Origin of the sequence: Leucobacter sp. NPDC077196, from assembly GCF_040687075.1 — a bacterium.
In the GTDB taxonomy this organism is placed as follows: Bacteria; Actinomycetota; Actinomycetes; order Actinomycetales; family Microbacteriaceae; genus Leucobacter.
The window spans coordinates 177,700-193,170 of sequence record NZ_JBFBML010000002.1 but is presented as its reverse complement, the minus strand read 5'-3'; the positions used below and the strand labels follow the sequence as shown (position 1 = coordinate 193,170).

Here is a 15,471-nt window from a genome sequence, read left to right as displayed (position 1 = left end):
TTCCCGGTAGCTCACGGCACACGACCGGCGGCTCACGGCACGCGACCGGCGGCTCACGGCTCGCGACCGGCGGGCTCACGGCAGGTGCACCAGCGCCCCGCACGGCGCGAAGCCGGACGGGGCGCTGGTGCACCGCAACGAGCGCTCAGTCGAGCGAGCCGCTGATGAAGTACTGGATCTGGCGGGCGATGCCGACCGCGTGGTCGCCGAAGCGCTCGTGGTAGCGGCTCGCGAGCGTCGAATCGACCACGTTCGCCGGGGTCTCGGCGAGGTTGTCGCTGAGCACCTTCTCGAACACCTTGGCGTGCAACTCGTCGAGGTCGTCATCGAGGTCGCGCACCTCGGCGATGATGCGGGGCTCCTGCGTACGCAGCAGGTCGACGATCTTGCGCGCCATCTCCACGTCGAGCGCGCCCATCCGGGCGAACGTCTTCGTGAGGCCAGCCGGAATCGCGCTCTCGGGGTACCGGTAGCGGGCGAGCTGAGCGATGTGCTGCGCCAGGTCGGCCATCCGCTCGAGCGATGCGCTCATGCGCAGCGACCCGACCATGAGACGCAGGTCGGAGGCGACCGGCTGCTGCCGCGCCAGGATGTCGATGGTCAGCTGATCAAGCTCGGCGGCCAGGATCTCGATCTCGTCGACGCGGTCGATGACCTTCTCGGCGATCGCGACGTCAGAACTACCGAAGGCGGTGGTCGCCTCCGTGATGGCCTGCTCGACCAGTTCGGCGATCAGTACCAGGCGATCTTGCACATCGCGAAGCGACTGCTGAAAGACCTCACGCATGGGGTTTCCTCTCTGTATGCGCAGACGCGCAACCTCAACCAGTTTGGGCGGAACCAATGAACCACGGCGCACCAGCAGGTAAACAACAGTTGAACTCTGGGGTCCGAGGTCTGTGCGCCCATCTACGATGAGAGACATGGATCCGACCCTGCTCGTACTCGCGGCGACGGCACTCGGCATACTCATCGGCGTAGGCACCACCATAGCAATCGTGGGCGCCCGTGCTGCAGGGGTTCGGCGGTCGAAAGAGATGCGACCCGAGCTGCCCGAGGTGGCCACCGCGATCCTCGACGAGGTCGACACGTTCGCCGTCGTGCTCGACTCGGCCCTCGCCCCCGTCTACGTCAACCCGGTCGCCCGCCAGGAGCGGCACCTGAGTGACGAAGAACTGTTGGACACCGAGTTCCTCAGTCGCGTGCGCCGCGTGATGTCGTCGGGCATTCCCGATACGCACGATCCCGACCCGAGCGACCCGTCTGACACGGTGCGTATTCACATCGTGCGCCTGCAGCAGCGGTTCGTGGTGATCCTCGCCGAGGACATGGGCGAGGAGCAGCGCGTCAACGCCATGCGCCGCGACTTCATCGCAAATGTGAGTCACGAGCTGAAGACGCCGATCGCGGCGATCGGTCTCCTCTCCGAAGCGGTGCAGGAGGCGGCCGATGAGCCGACACTCGTGCGCGACTTCGCGAAGAGCCTCGTCAAGGAGTCACGCCGCCTCGGCGAGCTCTCGCGCGACATCATCCAGCTCTCAGAGGCTCAGTCGACCTTGCGGCCCGAGGATCGCGAGTCCGTCTCGTTGCTCGACCTCGTGCGCGCCGAGGTCGAAACGCACCGCGCGTTCGCCGAGCAGCACCACGTCGATCTCGTCATCACCGCCGACGATTCGAAAGCGCGCGATGCGGTGATCCTCGGCCGCCCCACTTCGCTGAGCTCGGCCGTCGCGAACCTGCTCAGCAACGCCATTCGGCACTCTCCGGAGGGCGGGCGCGTGGGCGTGGGCATGGCGCGCGAGAAGAACCGCTTCGTCGTGACGGTGACCGATCAGGGCGAGGGCATTCCCTCCGAGCACCTCCCCCGCATCTTCGAGCGCTTCTACCGGGTCGACGGAGCGCGCACCCGCGTCGAGGGCGGCACCGGCCTCGGGCTCAGCATCGCTCGGCACACCATGCGCGCGCACGGCGGCGACGTCGATGTGTGGTCGCAGCAGGGCGTGGGATCGAGTTTCACGTTGACCTTCCCCGTGCAGGTCTCGAACGACCCGGCCAAGAGTGCGAAGCGCGTGAAGAAGGCGAAGCGCGCCGTGAAAACCGCGCTGCGAGCGAGCCAGACGGACACGATTTCTCCGGTTCCATCAGAGCCGGTCCATGAGAAGGGACCACAGTAGTGGCACAGCACATCCTGCTCGTCGAAGACGAGGAGTCGATCTCCCGACCGCTGTCCTTCCTGCTCGAGCGCGAAGGCTACCGGGTCACCGTGGTCGACGACGGCGCAGAGGCGGTCACGACATTCGCGGCTGCGCAGCCCGACCTGGTACTGCTCGATCTGATGCTGCCGAGCCTGCCCGGCACAGAGGTCTGCCGGGCGATCCGACAGACCTCGCAGGTGCCGGTGATCATGCTCACCGCGAAAGACAGCGAGATCGACATCGTGGTGGGCCTCGAACTCGGCGCCGACGACTACATCACGAAGCCGTACTCGACCCGCGAACTGCTCGCCCGCGTGCGCGCGGCCCTGCGGCGTTCGGGCTCGGTGGAAGAGGAACGGGTCGACGATTTCGACGCCCTCGTGCTCGACGAGCTCGGGATCCGCCTCGACTCCGAGCGGCACGCGGTCGCCGTGCGCGGCGACGAGATCTCCATGCCGCTGCGCGAGTTCGAGCTGCTGGAGATGCTCATGCGCCATGCGGGACGCGTGCTCACCCGCGGTCAGCTCATCGACCGCGTCTGGGGCAGCAACTACTACGGCGACACGAAGACCCTCGACGTCCACATCAAGCGCATCCGGGCGCGCATCGAGGAGGAGCCGTCGAAGCCGAAGCTCATCTCCACCGTGCGCGGGGTCGGCTACCGCTTCGGGTAGGGGTGCGCGGCGTGGCTGCGCTGGTGCGGTGACTTCAGTGAGAGAAAAGCCCCCGTGATCCTGACGGATCCGGGGGCTTCTTCAAACGACGACTCGGAGTCGGTCTACTCGGAGTCGGTCTACTCGGAGTCAGTCTCCTCGGTGGCGGCTTCCTCATCGGTCAAGTCGTCGCCGATCTTCGACTGATCGGCGATCTCGTCGGCCTCGGTGATCTTGTCGCCAACCGTGCTGTCGTCGCCGCTCTCGCTCGAGCTGAAGTTCTCGGGAAGCACGTAGTCGCGGTACTCCTCGAGCGTGCCGTCGAGCACGGGAACCTTGTACGGCACTTCGGCGGCGCCGGTGACCTGGAAGTACGCCTCGATCGTCGACCCGACCTCGAGGCCGTCGATGGTCACGAGTACCGGCGTCTGCTCGCCCTCGGGATCACCGAACAGCGTGTTGCCCGTGGGAACCTCGAAATCGGCGCTCGCCTGCTGTGACCCCGACCCCATGAAGGTGATCGTGAGGTCCTGCGGCTCGCCCGATCGATTGACCGCGCCGAACACCACGTTGAAGTTCTCGCCCGACTCGTCGGCGACGAGCATGATGTTGCGCACGTCGACCGCGCCGACGTCGACGTTCACGCCGTCGCTCGGCGCGTAGGGCGTGGCGGTGGCGATCGGAGCGACGAGGCTGCAGCCGGTAGCGCCGAGCGCGATGGCCGCCGCAACTGCGACGGTCGAGGCGATCCGAGTCTTCAAGGTTGTCCTCCGAGCCGTATGGTGATCCGCGAAGCGTGCGCCCAGAACACGCGCGCACAGTTGGCTTTATCTTATCGGCGCCGTCGCACAGCTGCAGCTTAGGCTCACCTAACTTCTTCGAGTCGCTGTGGTACCCTGAGGGCGAATTGTGAAGGAGCCATTCGATGCAATTTGAGGTCGGCGAGACCGTGGTCTACCCGCATCATGGTGCGGCGAGAATCATCGAGGTGAAGCAGCGCAAGCTCGGCGGCCGAGAGCAGACGTTCCTCACACTGCAAGTCGCCGAAGACAAGCTCACCATCGAAGTTCCCGCCGAGAACTGCGAGCTTGTCGGCGTGCGCGATGTCATCGATCGCGATGGCCTTGAGCGGGTGTTCGACGTGCTGCGCGCGCCCTTCACGGAAGAACCGTCGAACTGGTCGAGGCGCTACAAGGCGAACCTCGAGAAGCTCGCGTCGGGCGACGTGCTCAAAGTCTCAGAAGTGGTGCGCGACCTCTGGCGGCGCGACCGCGACATCCGCGCGCTCTCCGCGGGCGAGAAGCGCATGCTGGCCAAGGCGCGGCAGATTCTCGTCTCAGAGATCGCGCTCGCCGAGAAGACCGATGAGCTGCAGGCCGGTTCGCTCGTCGACGAGGTGCTGGCCTCGTAAGTCGAGGTGGATCGCGCCTCGCCGATCCCGCCCCCGCTGACCCGCAGCACCCGGGTAGCCTGGGCGCATGAGCAGCTCAGCCTTTCTCACTGAAGCCGACGACGCCGTTCCGCACCCGCTCGCGACGCTCGGCGTCGTGCTCGTCGGCGCCGGCAGCGGGCAGCGCCTCGGCGCCGATCAACCGAAGGCGTTCTTCGAGCTGCACGGTCGCCCGCTGATCGAGTTCGGCATCGGCGTCGTCACATCGCTTCCGCACGCCGGGCACCTCGTGGTGGTGGTTCCCGAATCGCACGCCGCCCAGACACTGGAGTTGATCGAGCGAGTGTTGCCCGACCGCACACGGTGGGAGGTGTCGGTCGTACCCGGTGGCCGCGAGCGCTACGAGTCCGTGCGGTTCGGCCTCGACGCGCTGCCCGACTCGATCGACACGGTGCTCGTGCACGACGCCGCTCGACCCTTCGCGAGCGCGGGTCTCTTCGAGCGAGTGATTGCCGAGGTGCGAGCGACGGGTGACGGGGTCGTGCCCGCACTCGGCATGACCGACACGTTGAAGCGGGTCGACGCCGACGGGTTCGTCCATGAAACGGTGGATCGCCAGGCGCTCGTCGGGGTGCAGACCCCGCAGGGTTTTCCCCGTGAAGCCCTCGCCGCGGCCTACGCCGATGCCGAGCTGCAGAGCGCTCCCCCGACCGATGACGCCGAAGTGGTGCAGCGCGGTGGCGGTCGTGTGCGCACGGTGCCGGGCGAGCTGCGCGCCCACAAGCTGACGACGCCAGACGACATCCCGATCCTCGAGCACTTTCTCGCGGTCAACGCCGCCGGGCTGGAGTCTGAGCAGTGATTCGCGTGGGCACCGGGTTCGACGTGCACGCGTACGCCGACGACGTGTCTGCCGCACCCCTGCGCTTGGCGGGCCTCGACTGGCCGGGTGAGCGTGCGCTCGCGGGGCACAGCGATGGCGATGCGGTCTGCCACGCGGTGGTCGATGCGCTGCTCTCGGCTGCCGGCCTCGGCGACATCGGCGAGCTGGTCGGCATCGACGAGCCCGGCACCGCGGGAGCGCCGAGCACGGGGTTCGTGCGCGCGGCCCTCGAACGCCTCGCGTCGCACGGGTGGTCGCCGGTGAACGTGTCCGTGCAGATCGTGGGCAACCGCCCGCGCTTCGCAGCGCGCCGGGATGAGGCTCAGCGGGTGATGTCTGAGCTCGTCGGTGCGCCCGTGTCGCTCGCCGCGACCACCACCGACCATCTCGGCTTCACCGGCCGCGGCGAGGGACTCGCCGTGATCGCGACGGCGCTCATCGAGCGCGCCGACGCCTGAGCGCGGACCCTGGTGGGCGCGGGGCCCTGCGTGGCGTGCGAACCGGGAGTCGGCCCGCGAACTACGCCGCGTACGACCCCACGAGGCGCACCGCGCCGCCCTGCACGCCCTTGGCTCCCTGCTCGAACCCGGCGAGATCGCGGGACGACGCAGAGACCGAACCCGCGACCCACACGTCGAGCCCTTCGGCGGTGAGTGCGGCGGCGACGTGCTGCGCCGACGCCGCGTCGACCACGGCGAACATGCCGATGCCGAGGTTCCACGCGCCTTCGACCGACTCGAGCGAGTGCCCGCCGAGATCGGCGAGATGCCGGAAGACGGGAAGCGGCGACCAGGCGCCGCGATCCAGCTCGGTCCAGGTGCCGACGGGCAGCACGCGGGCGAGGTTCGCCGCGATGCCGCCACCGGTCACGTGCGAGAGCGCGTGGATCGCACCGTCGAGCGCCGGGTCGCCGAGCACGCGCAGCAGCGGCGAGGTGTAGAGCGCGGTCGGCACGAGCAGCGCCTCGCCGTAGCTCGCACCGAGATCGGCGCTCTGGTCCGTGTACGAGACGCCCTTCGACGCGAGAATGTGGCGCACGAGCGAGAATCCGTTCGAGTGGAGACCGGAGGCGCCGAGGGCGAGGATCACGTCGCCGTCGGCGACGCGCTCCGGCCCGAGCACGCGGTCGGCCTCGACCACGCCGACCGCTGCGCCGGCCACGTCGTAGTCGTCGACTCCGAGCAGGCCGGGGTGCTCAGCGGTCTCACCGCCGACGAGCGCAGTGCCCGTGGCCTCGCAGGCCTCGGCGATCCCGCGCACGATGTCGGCGATGCGCTGCGGCACCACCTTGCCGCAGGCGATGTAGTCGGTCATGGCGAGCGGCTTTGCGCCCACTACGACGATGTCGTCGACGATCATGGCGACGAGATCCTGCCCGATGGTGTCGTGGATGTCCATGGCCTGAGCAATGGCGACCTTCGTGCCCACCCCGTCGGTGGCGCTCGCGAGCAGCGGGCGACGGTACTCCTTGAGCGCAGAGGCGTCGAACAGCCCCGCGAAGCCGCCGACGCCCCCGATCACCTCGGGCCCGTGGGTGCGCGCCACCGCCGACTTCATCAGCTCGACGGCCAGATCACCGGCAGCGGTATCGACTCCGGACTGGGCATAGATCGACGCGTTTTCGCTCACTCGACCAGCGTACCCTGCGGTGCAGCGCACCGGGATTGGTCGCGCCGATCGATCGCCCTGCTGCGTGTGGGAGACTAGGCGGTGCGTCACCTCGACTCGACGCACCACCCACTTCGCAGGGAGCATTCACAACAGCATGTGCGGCATCGTCGGTATCGTCTCGCCCGAACCCGTCAACCAGCAGATCTACGACAGCCTCCTGCTGCTGCAGCACCGCGGGCAGGATTCGACGGGCATCGCCACGCTCGACGGCGACTTCTTCCACATGGTGAAGGCCAAGGGCCAGGTGCGCGAGGCCTACCGCACCCGCGATATGCGCAGCCTCACCGGCAACGTCGGTCTCGGCCACGTGCGGTACGCGACCCGCGGCTCGGCGGCCGCCGAGGACGAGGCGCAGCCGTTCTACGTCGGCGCCCCCTACGGCATCATCCTCGTGCACAACGGCAACCTGACGAACACCCGCGAGCTCACGGCCGACCTCTACAACGTCGACCGCCGTCACCTCAACACGCACTCCGACACGGAGCTGCTGCTCAACGTGCTGGCCAATGAGCTGCAGTCGACCATCAGCGGGCTCTCGCTCGACGCCGAGCAAGTCTTCGCGGCCGTCTCCCGCGTGCACGAGCGCGTCGAGGGGTCGTACGCGGCCATCGCTCTGATCGCGGGCTACGGCCTCCTCGCCTTCCGCGACCCGTTCGGCATCCGCCCGCTCGTGCTCGGGCGCCGCACCGGCGCGAATGGCAGCGATGAGTGGGTCGTCGCCTCTGAGTCGCTGGTGCTCGAATCGGGCGGCTACGAGCGCGTGCGCGACGTCGAACCCGGTGAAGCGATCCTCATCTCCCCAGACGGCACCATGAAGTCGCAGCAGTGCAGCACGGAAACGCAGCTCGTTCCCTGCGCGTTCGAGTACATCTACCTCGCCCGCCCCGACTCCGTGCTCAGCGGCATCTCGGTCTACGAGGCGCGTCTGCGCCTGGGCGATGTGCTCGCCGAGCAGGTGCAGGCCGAGCTGCCGGGCGTCGAGATCGATGTCGTGATGCCGATTCCCGACTCGGGTCGACCGAGCGCGATGCAGCTTGCGCAGCGACTGGGCGTTCCGTACCGCGAGGGGTTCTTCAAGAACCACTACATCGGCCGCACGTTCATCATGCCCGGCCAGGCGGTGCGCAAGCGCAGCGTGCGGCAGAAGCTCAACGCCATGAGCTCGGAGTTCGCGGGCAAGAACGTGCTGCTCGTCGACGACTCGATCGTGCGCGGCACCACGTCGCGCGAGATCGTCGAGATGGCTCGCGCCGCGGGCGCCAAGTCGGTCATCTTCGCCTCGGCCGCGCCACCCGTGATCTTCCCGCACGTCTACGGCATCAACATGCCCTCGCGCAACGAGCTGATCGCGCACGGCCGTACCCCCGCCGAGATCGCCACTGAGCTGAACGCCGATCACCTCGTCTACATGAGCGTCGAGGGCATGAACCGCGCAATTCTCGCGGGGCAGGATCGCGTGACCGAGCTCGAGCAGAGCTGCTTCACCGGCGAGTACATCACGGGCAGTGTCGACGAGGAGTACCTCGCCTGGGTCGAGGCGACGCAGGAGAGCTGAGGATCCGCAGACCTCGGCCCGCTCCCTCATCATGGCGTTCACCGCGTTCGAGCAGTACGTCGCGCACGCATTCGGTTCTGCCGACTGCGTGCGCTCGGTCGTGCCGGAAGAGCAGAACAGCGATTACGAGTCAGGCCTGGCCGTGATTGACGGTGAGACCTGGCACATTCGTACTGCGCGGAACACCCCGAAGAAGCCCGGCGCCTTCGTGGCGGTCTGGGCGCGCGACGCCGAGGGCAACACCGTGCCGCTGCCGAACAACGACCCGGCGCGCGGCCTCCTCGTGTTCGTCTCCGACGGGCCGCGGCGCGGGGTGTTCCGTTTCACGGCCGAGCACCTGCGCGGACTGGGGGTCACGGAGAGCGCACGCCGACCGGGCAAGCGCGGGTTCCGCGTGTACCCCGCGTGGTGCGAGGAGTTGAACGAGCGCGCGACCGCGAGCCAGGCGGCGCAGGCGTCGGCGTTCACCGAACTCCCGCGATGTAACTGAGCGGCGCGTCCCGCACACATGAAGAACCCCCTGCGCGATCGGGCAGGGGGTTCTTCGCGCTTCAGCGGGAGCTCAGCGCTTCGGCTCGTCGGGATCGACCGGGCTCTGCGGCACGGCAGGAGGCGCCTGCGGCGTCGCCGGCCCCTCGGAGTTCGCCGGGCTCTGCGGAACCGCGGGTGAGGCGAGCGGCTCTGCCGTACCCGCCGGGTTCGCGGGGCTCTGGGGCACCGCGGGCGCGGTCGGCGGCGTGGCGGGGCGATCCGGCTCCACCGGGCTCTTCGGCACGGCCGGCGAGGTCGGCTCGGCGGGGGCGGCGTCGTTGCCCGACCCATCGCGATCCGAGCTGACTTCCTTGCGCAGAATCTTCATCGACTGGCCGAGGCTCTTCGCCAGCGCAGGAAGCTTCGGTGCGCCGAACAACAGCAGGACGATAAACAGGATGACGATCAACGTCGGCCCCGAAAGGTTACCGATCATGGAAAGCAGGCTCCGATCGTTACGGCGAGACGCTTACGAGGCGTCCGTCTGGGTGTTGGAGGGCTTCGCCTCCGCGGTCTTCTCAGCGTCGCCGCCGACCTCCTTGCGGAGAATCTTCATCGACTGGCCGAGGCTCCGTGCCAGTGCCGGAAGCTTCGGAGCGCCGAACATCAGCAGGATGATGAAGAGGATAGCAATGAGGTGCACGCCTGTGAGGTTTCCGAGCATGGCTGAATCTCCGAATCGTAGTTGAGTGGATTATCGCACGTCGGACTGGATGGCGACACCGGTACCGCGCTGACGCCGCGCGACCGCTCCGAGCAGGATCGCGAAGAGGCCACTGAGGCCCGCACCGATCGCGGCGCCGATGAGCGCCATGAACCCGACGACCTGACCGAGCGTGTACTCGGCCCCCTCTTCGATCGGGAAGAACAGGCAGGCGAGCATCGCGATGAACGCGCCTGCGATGATGCCGGTGATCACGATGCGACCGACCCGAACCGAACGCTCGAGCGTCACCTCCCGCTCCGTGACCTCGACGACGGGCTCCCGCTCGCCGGGGTCGGTGCCCAGCGGCGCGTCGGAGGATTGCGGTGCGGGCGCGCTCCCCGCTGGTGCAGCATCGGCGGGCTCCCGCGCAGGGAGGCCCGTCGGAAGATCAGACTGACTCATACGTCTAGTGTCTCAGCTTCGACTGGGTGCTCGCGCACCAGAGGAAGCAGCCCGACGAGCGCGGCGCGCGATCCCGAAGCGACGACTCGAGCATCGCCGACTGCGGTGTTCCAGTCGAGCTCGCCGCACGCGAGGGCGATCCACGTCTGCGCATCGGTCTCGATCACGTTGGGCGGGGTGCCGCGAGTGTGCCGAGGGCCGCTCACGCACTGCGTCGCCCCGTAGGGCGGCACGCGCACCTCGACGGTGTTGCCCGGCGCGCGCTCGGCGAGCTCCTCGAGCAGGTAGCGCACAGCCGTCGCGACGTCGCTGCGCGCAGAGCTTCCGGCTCGCGCCGCAGCGAGGGCCGCACGCCCGTCGTCGATCGAAATTCTCCGCTTGGCCACGAGTCAAGCCTATCCGCGCTTCGGTAGTCTGGACGGCGTGAAGATCCTCGTCCTGGGCCCGGGTGCCCGTGAACACGCCATCGTCCTCGCCCTCCTCGCCGAGGGCGCCGATCACGAGATCGTCTGCGCACCCGGCAACGCGGGCATTGCGGCGAGCGGTGTCGAGACGCCTGAGCTCGCGTACACCGATCCGCAGGCGGTGGCCTCGTTCGTGCAGGATCGCGCATTCGATCTCGTGGTGATCGGCCCCGAGGCGCCGCTCGTCGCCGGAGTGGCTGATCCGCTGCGCGCCGCGGGGGTCGCGGTCTTCGGGCCAGACCAGGCCGCGGCGCAGCTCGAGGGATCGAAAGCCTTCGCGAAACGCGTGATGGACGAGGCGCAGGTGCCCACCGGTCGCGCCTCGCGCGTGACGTCGGTCGATGAGGCCGGAGCGGTGCTCGACGAGTACGGCGCTCCCTACGTGGTGAAGGCCGACGGGCTCGCCGCTGGCAAGGGCGTACTCGTGACCGAGGACCGAGATGCGGCACTGGCGCACGTCGAGACCTGGGCGCCCCACGGAGAGGTGCTCATCGAGGAGTTCCTCGACGGGCAGGAGGTGTCGCTCTTCTTCTTCGCCGACGGCCACGACGTGCTGCCGCTCAGCCCGGCGCAGGACTACAAGCGCATCTTCGACGGTGACGCGGGGCCGAACACGGGCGGCATGGGCGCCTACTCGCCGCTCCCCTGGGTCGCCGACGACTTCGTCGCGGAGATCACCCGAACCGTCGCGCTGCCCACGGTGCGCCAGCTCGAATCCGAGGGAACCCCGTTCGTCGGGCTGCTCTACTGCGGGCTCATCGTCACGCCCAAGGGCGTGCGCGTGATCGAGTTCAATGCGCGCTTCGGCGATCCCGAGACGCAGGTCGTGCTCGCTCGGCTCGAGTCGCCGCTCAGCCGGTACCTGCTCGCAGCGGCGAACGGAACACTGGCGTCCGAGCCCGAGCCGGCCTTCTCCCCCGACCCCGCGGTCATCGTGGTGCTCGCGAGCGAGGGCTACCCGGGCGACGTGACGACCGGCCGGGCGATCACCGGCATCGATGAGGCTGCCGCACTCGAGAGCGTGCACGTGGTGCACGCCGCGACCGCGCGAACGGAAGACGGCGGGTGGATCGCGACGGGCGGTCGCGTACTCGGCGTCGTCGCGCGCGGCACCGACTTCGCCGAGGCCCGCGATCGCGCCTACGCCGGCGTCTCGCGCATCGCGCTCGAGGGCGGCCAGTCGCGCACGGACATCGCCGCCCGCGTCGCCTGACGAGTTCCGCTAATTGCCGCGGATCAGCGTGTCGAAATCGGGCTCGTCGGGCGCGCCCGGCTCGGTCGACTCAGTCGGATCCGCCGAACGGTCGGAGCGCTTCGCGTCGGGAAGCTCAGCACGGTCGATCTGAATCGTCTCGTCGAGATCCTGCTCCTCACCCGAGTCCGCTGATTCGGCGACCGGCTCTCCCTCGGCATCGTCGGCGGCGACTACCGCAACGGGACCGGTCTCGAGCTCTGGGTGGTCGCCCACCGTCGGCTCGGCGTCCAACTCGATCTCGTCGGCATCAGCTGCGCTCGCCTCTGCCGACGCTGCCGTGTCATCGATTTCGCCGTCGACCTCGGGCGCCGCCACCTCGAGCTCGCCAGCGCCAGCAGCATCGTCAGCACCAGCATCAGCGGCGCCTGCGCCAGCAGGATGCGTCTCTCGCTCACCGAATGCCCCTGCGGCCTGCGCTGCCTCGAGCGCGGTCACGAGGTCGCGCAGCAGCACCTGCCACCCCTCTTGAGAGGCAGCTGCACGTTCACCCGCAGCGGGCAGCGCATCGAAGCCCGTCTCGGTAACGGTGATGCCCGTATCGAGCCCCTGCGCGCGCAGCGTGATCAGCACCGCCGTGTCCCGCTCATCCCCGGCCTCGCGCCAGGTGAATCCGACGGCATGGCCCTCGACCCAGACATCCACGGCGCCCGAAGCGTCGCGACTGACCGCCTCGTCGCCCTCACCCTCTGACCAGCGCTCGGACACGGCGCCGCCCACGCGAGCCTCGAGGTGCAGCTCGGGCCACCACTCGGCGCGGCGATCCTGCTCGACGAGGTAGGTCCAGGCGGCAGCTCGCGCGACGCCCACTCGACTCCGCGCCACTACCGGCCCCAGCGGGATCATAGTTCTCCTCAGGTCTCTCGCGCCGACCGTTCCGACCGGCGGCCGAAAGCGTCGCGCACGCGCGCGTTTTCGGCTTCCTACTGAGCGTAACCGCACCCCCTGACATCCAGGTTGCAATCGGCTGCCTTTCGGCGTATTGCTGCCGAAATCGAGATGTTCGACGCACGCCGAGCGATCCTGCGCCCCAGACGACCACGAGTCGCGCGCGCAGTGCGAGAATGAACGGGTGACCCCTCTCCCCGCACCCACGCAGCTCGCCGGTTGGCGCCACATCTACTCGGGCAAAGTCCGCGACCTCTACACCCCGGAGAATGGGGCTGACGCGCACCTGCTCGTCGTTGCGAGCAATCGCGTGAGCGCGTTCGACCACGTGCTCGAGCCGCCCATCCCGGGCAAGGGCGCGCTGCTGACGGCGCTGTCGAACTGGTGGTTCGCGCGCATCGACCTTCCGAACCATCTCGCCGCGAACGACCCCGATGCCCCGGCCGTGCCCGCCGAGGTCGTCGACCGCGCGATGCTGTCGCGCAAGCTCGAGATGTATCCCATCGAGTGCGTCGTTCGCGGCGCGCTCACGGGGTCGGGGTTCGTCGAGTACCAGCGCACCGGAGCGGTCTGCGGCATCGAGCTGCCGACCGGCCTGAACGACGGCGACCTGCTCGATGAGCCGATCTACACGCCCGCGTACAAGGCGCCGCTCGGGGAGCACGACGAGAACATCACGTTCGAGCGCAGTGCGGAGCTGGTGGGAGCCGAAGCCGCGACGGCGCTGCGCGACGCCTCGCTGCAGATCTTCACAGCCGCGCGCGATCTCGCGGCTGCGCGCGGGGTGGTGCTCGCTGATACGAAGTTCGAGTTCGGGCGCGATCCGATCTCGGGCGAGCTCGTGCTCGCCGACGAGGTGCTCACGAGCGATTCATCGCGGTACTGGGACGCCTCGGTGTACCACGACACGACGCTCTCCCATCGGGATCGCCTCGCCTCCTTCGACAAGCAAATCGTACGCAACTGGCTCGCTGAGCACTGGGACAAGACGGGCGAGCCGCCCGTACTGCCCGAGGAGATCGTCGCCCAGACCTACGACCGGTACCGCGAGCTGTACGTTCGGTTGACCGGCGGCGAACCGCCGTACACGCCCGTCGCCGTGTGAGCGGCCTCGCGATCCCGCACCGCGTACCGCCGTCCGCGCGGGGCCGAGCGTGATCCATGCGAGAATATGCAGTAGCTTCACCACGAGAAATGGAGATCCCGGGTGCCCACGATTGTCGTTGATGTCATGCCCAAGGCCGAGCTGCTCGACCCGCAGGGTAAGGCCACCACGGGGGCGCTCGCTCGTCTCGGCCACGCGAAGTTCGAGAACGTGCGCATCGGGAAGCGGTTCGAGTTTCAGGTAGCCGGCGAAGTCACCGACGCCGTGCTGGCCGAGGTGCGCCAGGTCGCCGACGACATCCTGTCGAACGGAGTCATCGAAGACGTCGTCGCGATCAGTGTCGACGGCGTGCAGGTCTCTGCCGACGCACCCGCCGCCGACGCACCCGCCGCCGACGCACCCGCCGCCGACGCACCCGCCGCCGACGCGCTCGCGGGCGAGGCTCGCTGATGCCGCGGATCGGGGTCGTCACCTTCCCCGGTTCCCTCGACGACCGTGACGCGCAGCGCGCGATCCGCCGCGCAGACGGGGAGCCCGTCGCGCTCTGGCACGCCGATCACGATCTGCAAGACGTCGAAGCGATCGTGCTTCCCGGCGGCTTCAGCTACGGGGATTACCTGCGCCCCGGCGCGATCGCCGCGGTCTCGCCGATCATGACCGAGGTGGTCGCCGCCGCGAACCGCGGTCTGCCCGTACTGGGCATCTGCAACGGCTTCCAGGTGCTCGTCGAGTCGCACCTGCTGCCCGGGGGGCTCATTCGCAACGCCCACCAGCAGTTCATCCGCCGCGACCAGAAGCTCATCGTGGAGAACGCCGACACGGCGTGGACGCATCGCTTCCAGCCGGGCGAGGAGATCGTCATCCCGTTGAAGAACGGCGACGGCGGGTACATCGCGAACGATGAGACGCTTAAGTACCTCGAGGGCGAAGGGCTTGTCGCGTTCCGCTACGCGGGCGTGAACCCCAACGGTTCGCTCAACGACATCGCGGGGTTGACCAACGAGCGGGGCAACGTGGTCGGCCTCATGCCGCACCCCGAGCACGCGGTGGAGGCGGGCTTCGGCCCCGATACGCCAGACGCCATGCGATCCGGCATCGACGGCCTGCGCTTCTTCGAGAGCGCCGTCGAAGCACTGGTCGCTCGCGCGGCCTGAGCCTGAGGCCGCCCTCGCGCCGGGCTCAGCTCGCGCCGCGCCCACGTCGCCCGGGCTTCGGGCGAGCGGCTAGGCGACGGCCGTAACGGTGCCGTCGACCGGCTCGGCCGAGCGTTCGACGTCGAGGCCGTACGAGAGGATGCGCAGGGGGCCGATCTCGCGCTCGATGGTGAACTCGCGCTCCGGAATCTGCACGAATCCCAGGCGCTCGTAGAGGCGCTGGGCGGCGATCATCTGCTCGCCGGTGTGCAGTACGACCCGGTCGAGCCCGCGCGAGCGCGCGACATCGGCAGCGTGCCGCATGATCGTTGCGCCCACACCCCGACCGCGGGCCGGACGCGCGACGCCGAGCAGGCGCACATCGAATTCGTTCTCGGCGGTGTCGTCGATGAGCCATTCGCCCGGTCGAGGGATTGTGATCGTTCCCAGCAGTTCGCCGCTCGTCCGATCAACGGCGACGAGCACCTCGGACGTCGCATCGCGCTCCGCAACATCCTCGATCTCTGAGAGGTACTCGTCATTCAGGGGGTAATCGCCCTCGTAGGCCGCCCGTACCATCGCGCCCACCGAGGCGTACTCGTCGGGGCGCACGCGGCGGATCGTGATCGTTTCTTGCACCCCG

At 68.6% G+C, this 15,471-nt stretch carries 20 protein-coding genes; 11 read left to right on the top strand and 9 right to left on the bottom strand.

Features of this window, described 5'->3' with window-relative positions; genetic code table 11:
• Positions 1 to 145: 145 nt before the first annotated feature.
• Positions 146 to 787, bottom strand: coding sequence for a phosphate signaling complex protein PhoU (gene phoU / locus AB0O71_RS04610; protein WP_090151867.1), 642 nt, complete (start codon positions 785 to 787; stop codon positions 146 to 148).
• A gap of 136 nt (positions 788 to 923) precedes the next feature.
• On the opposite strand from phoU, the gene AB0O71_RS04605 reads away from it, so the two are divergent.
• On the top strand, positions 924 to 2,174 hold the full coding sequence (locus tag AB0O71_RS04605) for an ATP-binding protein (protein WP_363742580.1): 1,251 nt from the start codon (positions 924 to 926) through the stop codon (positions 2,172 to 2,174).
• On the top strand, positions 2,174 to 2,869 hold the full coding sequence (locus AB0O71_RS04600; RefSeq protein WP_363742578.1) for a response regulator transcription factor: 696 nt from the start codon (positions 2,174 to 2,176) through the stop codon (positions 2,867 to 2,869). Before AB0O71_RS04605 ends, AB0O71_RS04600 begins: the two co-directional genes overlap by 1 nt.
• A gap of 119 nt (positions 2,870 to 2,988) precedes the next feature.
• Here the strand turns inward: AB0O71_RS04600 and AB0O71_RS04595 are convergent, their stop codons facing one another.
• Entirely contained in the window at positions 2,989 to 3,609 is a 621-nt protein-coding gene (locus AB0O71_RS04595) for a DNA modification methylase (RefSeq protein ID WP_363742576.1), read from the bottom strand.
• Positions 3,610 to 3,773: 164 nt separating this feature from the next.
• On the opposite strand from AB0O71_RS04595, the gene AB0O71_RS04590 reads away from it, so the two are divergent.
• The 3 genes from AB0O71_RS04590 to ispF all read left to right on the top strand — a co-directional run bounded on the left by AB0O71_RS04590 (position 3,774) and on the right by ispF (position 5,579).
• Positions 3,774 to 4,259: a CarD family transcriptional regulator gene (locus tag AB0O71_RS04590; protein ID WP_363742574.1), complete on the top strand. Its 486-nt coding sequence runs from the start codon at positions 3,774 to 3,776 to the stop codon at positions 4,257 to 4,259.
• 67 nt (positions 4,260 to 4,326) lie between these two features.
• Entirely contained in the window at positions 4,327 to 5,100 is a 774-nt protein-coding gene (gene ispD / locus AB0O71_RS04585; RefSeq protein WP_363742572.1) for a 2-C-methyl-D-erythritol 4-phosphate cytidylyltransferase, read from the top strand.
• 5 nt (positions 5,101 to 5,105) lie between these two features.
• Positions 5,106 to 5,579 carry a 2-C-methyl-D-erythritol 2,4-cyclodiphosphate synthase gene (gene ispF / locus AB0O71_RS04580; protein WP_363742570.1) on the top strand — a complete coding sequence of 158 codons (474 nt, stop codon included), beginning with the start codon at positions 5,106 to 5,108 and terminating at the stop codon, positions 5,577 to 5,579.
• Between the two features lie 61 nt (positions 5,580 to 5,640).
• Here ispF and purM read toward each other — a convergent pair whose 3' ends face one another.
• Positions 5,641 to 6,750 carry a phosphoribosylformylglycinamidine cyclo-ligase gene (gene purM, locus AB0O71_RS04575; protein ID WP_363742568.1) on the bottom strand — a complete coding sequence of 370 codons (1,110 nt, stop codon included), beginning with the start codon at positions 6,748 to 6,750 and terminating at the stop codon, positions 5,641 to 5,643.
• Between the two features lie 136 nt (positions 6,751 to 6,886).
• Between purM and purF the strand changes: the two genes are divergently transcribed.
• The gene (gene purF, locus AB0O71_RS04570) at positions 6,887 to 8,347 is read left to right on the top strand and encodes an amidophosphoribosyltransferase (RefSeq protein ID WP_363742566.1); all 1,461 of its coding nucleotides are present in this window, start codon (positions 6,887 to 6,889) and stop codon (positions 8,345 to 8,347) included.
• 31 nt (positions 8,348 to 8,378) lie between these two features.
• Entirely contained in the window at positions 8,379 to 8,837 is a 459-nt protein-coding gene (locus tag AB0O71_RS04565; RefSeq protein WP_363742564.1) for a MepB family protein, read from the top strand.
• Positions 8,838 to 8,909: 72 nt separating this feature from the next.
• Here the strand turns inward: AB0O71_RS04565 and AB0O71_RS04560 are convergent, their stop codons facing one another.
• The 4 genes from AB0O71_RS04560 to AB0O71_RS04545 are packed head-to-tail and all read right to left on the bottom strand — an operon-like array spanning position 8,910 to position 10,372.
• Positions 8,910 to 9,314, bottom strand: coding sequence for a twin-arginine translocase TatA/TatE family subunit (locus AB0O71_RS04560; RefSeq protein ID WP_363742561.1), 405 nt, complete (start codon positions 9,312 to 9,314; stop codon positions 8,910 to 8,912).
• A 33-nt stretch (positions 9,315 to 9,347) separates the two neighbouring features.
• Positions 9,348 to 9,521 (bottom strand): twin-arginine translocase TatA/TatE family subunit, encoded by a 174-nt coding sequence (locus AB0O71_RS04555; protein WP_363742559.1) that lies wholly within the window; start codon positions 9,519 to 9,521, stop codon positions 9,348 to 9,350.
• 51 nt (positions 9,522 to 9,572) lie between these two features.
• On the bottom strand, positions 9,573 to 9,986 hold the full coding sequence (locus AB0O71_RS04550; RefSeq protein ID WP_363742557.1) for a hypothetical protein: 414 nt from the start codon (positions 9,984 to 9,986) through the stop codon (positions 9,573 to 9,575).
• The gene (locus AB0O71_RS04545) at positions 9,983 to 10,372 is read right to left on the bottom strand and encodes a sterol carrier family protein (RefSeq protein WP_363742555.1); all 390 of its coding nucleotides are present in this window, start codon (positions 10,370 to 10,372) and stop codon (positions 9,983 to 9,985) included. The genes AB0O71_RS04550 and AB0O71_RS04545 overlap by 4 nt, the downstream gene beginning before the upstream one ends.
• A gap of 37 nt (positions 10,373 to 10,409) precedes the next feature.
• Between AB0O71_RS04545 and purD the strand changes: the two genes are divergently transcribed.
• Positions 10,410 to 11,663, top strand: coding sequence for a phosphoribosylamine--glycine ligase (gene purD, locus AB0O71_RS04540; RefSeq protein ID WP_363742552.1), 1,254 nt, complete (start codon positions 10,410 to 10,412; stop codon positions 11,661 to 11,663).
• Positions 11,664 to 11,672: 9 nt separating this feature from the next.
• Here the strand turns inward: purD and AB0O71_RS04535 are convergent, their stop codons facing one another.
• A complete protein-coding gene (locus tag AB0O71_RS04535) occupies positions 11,673 to 12,548 on the bottom strand; it encodes an SRPBCC domain-containing protein (protein WP_363742550.1) in 876 nt (291 codons plus the stop codon).
• Between the two features lie 226 nt (positions 12,549 to 12,774).
• Between AB0O71_RS04535 and AB0O71_RS04530 the strand changes: the two genes are divergently transcribed.
• The 3 genes from AB0O71_RS04530 (at position 12,775) to purQ (ending at position 14,849) form a co-directional block, all read left to right on the top strand.
• Complete coding sequence (locus AB0O71_RS04530) at positions 12,775 to 13,695, top strand: phosphoribosylaminoimidazolesuccinocarboxamide synthase (protein WP_363742548.1); 921 nt, start codon at positions 12,775 to 12,777, stop codon at positions 13,693 to 13,695.
• Between the two features lie 102 nt (positions 13,696 to 13,797).
• The gene (purS, locus tag AB0O71_RS04525) at positions 13,798 to 14,145 is read left to right on the top strand and encodes a phosphoribosylformylglycinamidine synthase subunit PurS (RefSeq protein WP_363742546.1); all 348 of its coding nucleotides are present in this window, start codon (positions 13,798 to 13,800) and stop codon (positions 14,143 to 14,145) included.
• Positions 14,142 to 14,849 (top strand): phosphoribosylformylglycinamidine synthase subunit PurQ, encoded by a 708-nt coding sequence (purQ, locus tag AB0O71_RS04520; RefSeq protein WP_363742719.1) that lies wholly within the window; start codon positions 14,142 to 14,144, stop codon positions 14,847 to 14,849. Before purS ends, purQ begins: the two co-directional genes overlap by 4 nt.
• A 69-nt stretch (positions 14,850 to 14,918) precedes the next feature.
• Here purQ and AB0O71_RS04515 read toward each other — a convergent pair whose 3' ends face one another.
• Complete coding sequence (locus AB0O71_RS04515) at positions 14,919 to 15,467, bottom strand: GNAT family N-acetyltransferase (RefSeq protein ID WP_363742544.1); 549 nt, start codon at positions 15,465 to 15,467, stop codon at positions 14,919 to 14,921.
• Positions 15,468 to 15,471: the final 4 nt, after the last annotated feature.

Bases quoted from the DNA above. Each gene is read 5' to 3' on its own strand.
- phoU (WP_090151867.1), bottom strand. From the start codon at position 787: ATGCGTGAGGTCTTTCAGCAGTCGCTTCGCGATGTGCAAGATCGCCTG.
- AB0O71_RS04605 (WP_363742580.1), top strand. From the start codon at position 924: ATGGATCCGACCCTGCTCGTACTCGCGGCGACGGCACTCGGCATACTC.
- AB0O71_RS04590 (WP_363742574.1), top strand. From the start codon at position 3,774: ATGCAATTTGAGGTCGGCGAGACCGTGGTCTACCCGCATCATGGTGCG.
- ispD (WP_363742572.1), top strand. From the start codon at position 4,327: ATGAGCAGCTCAGCCTTTCTCACTGAAGCCGACGACGCCGTTCCGCAC.
- purF (WP_363742566.1), top strand. From the start codon at position 6,887: ATGTGCGGCATCGTCGGTATCGTCTCGCCCGAACCCGTCAACCAGCAG.
- AB0O71_RS04565 (WP_363742564.1), top strand. From the start codon at position 8,379: ATGGCGTTCACCGCGTTCGAGCAGTACGTCGCGCACGCATTCGGTTCT.
- AB0O71_RS04560 (WP_363742561.1), bottom strand. From the start codon at position 9,314: ATGATCGGTAACCTTTCGGGGCCGACGTTGATCGTCATCCTGTTTATC.
- AB0O71_RS04550 (WP_363742557.1), bottom strand. From the start codon at position 9,986: ATGAGTCAGTCTGATCTTCCGACGGGCCTCCCTGCGCGGGAGCCCGCC.
- AB0O71_RS04535 (WP_363742550.1), bottom strand. From the start codon at position 12,548: ATGATCCCGCTGGGGCCGGTAGTGGCGCGGAGTCGAGTGGGCGTCGCG.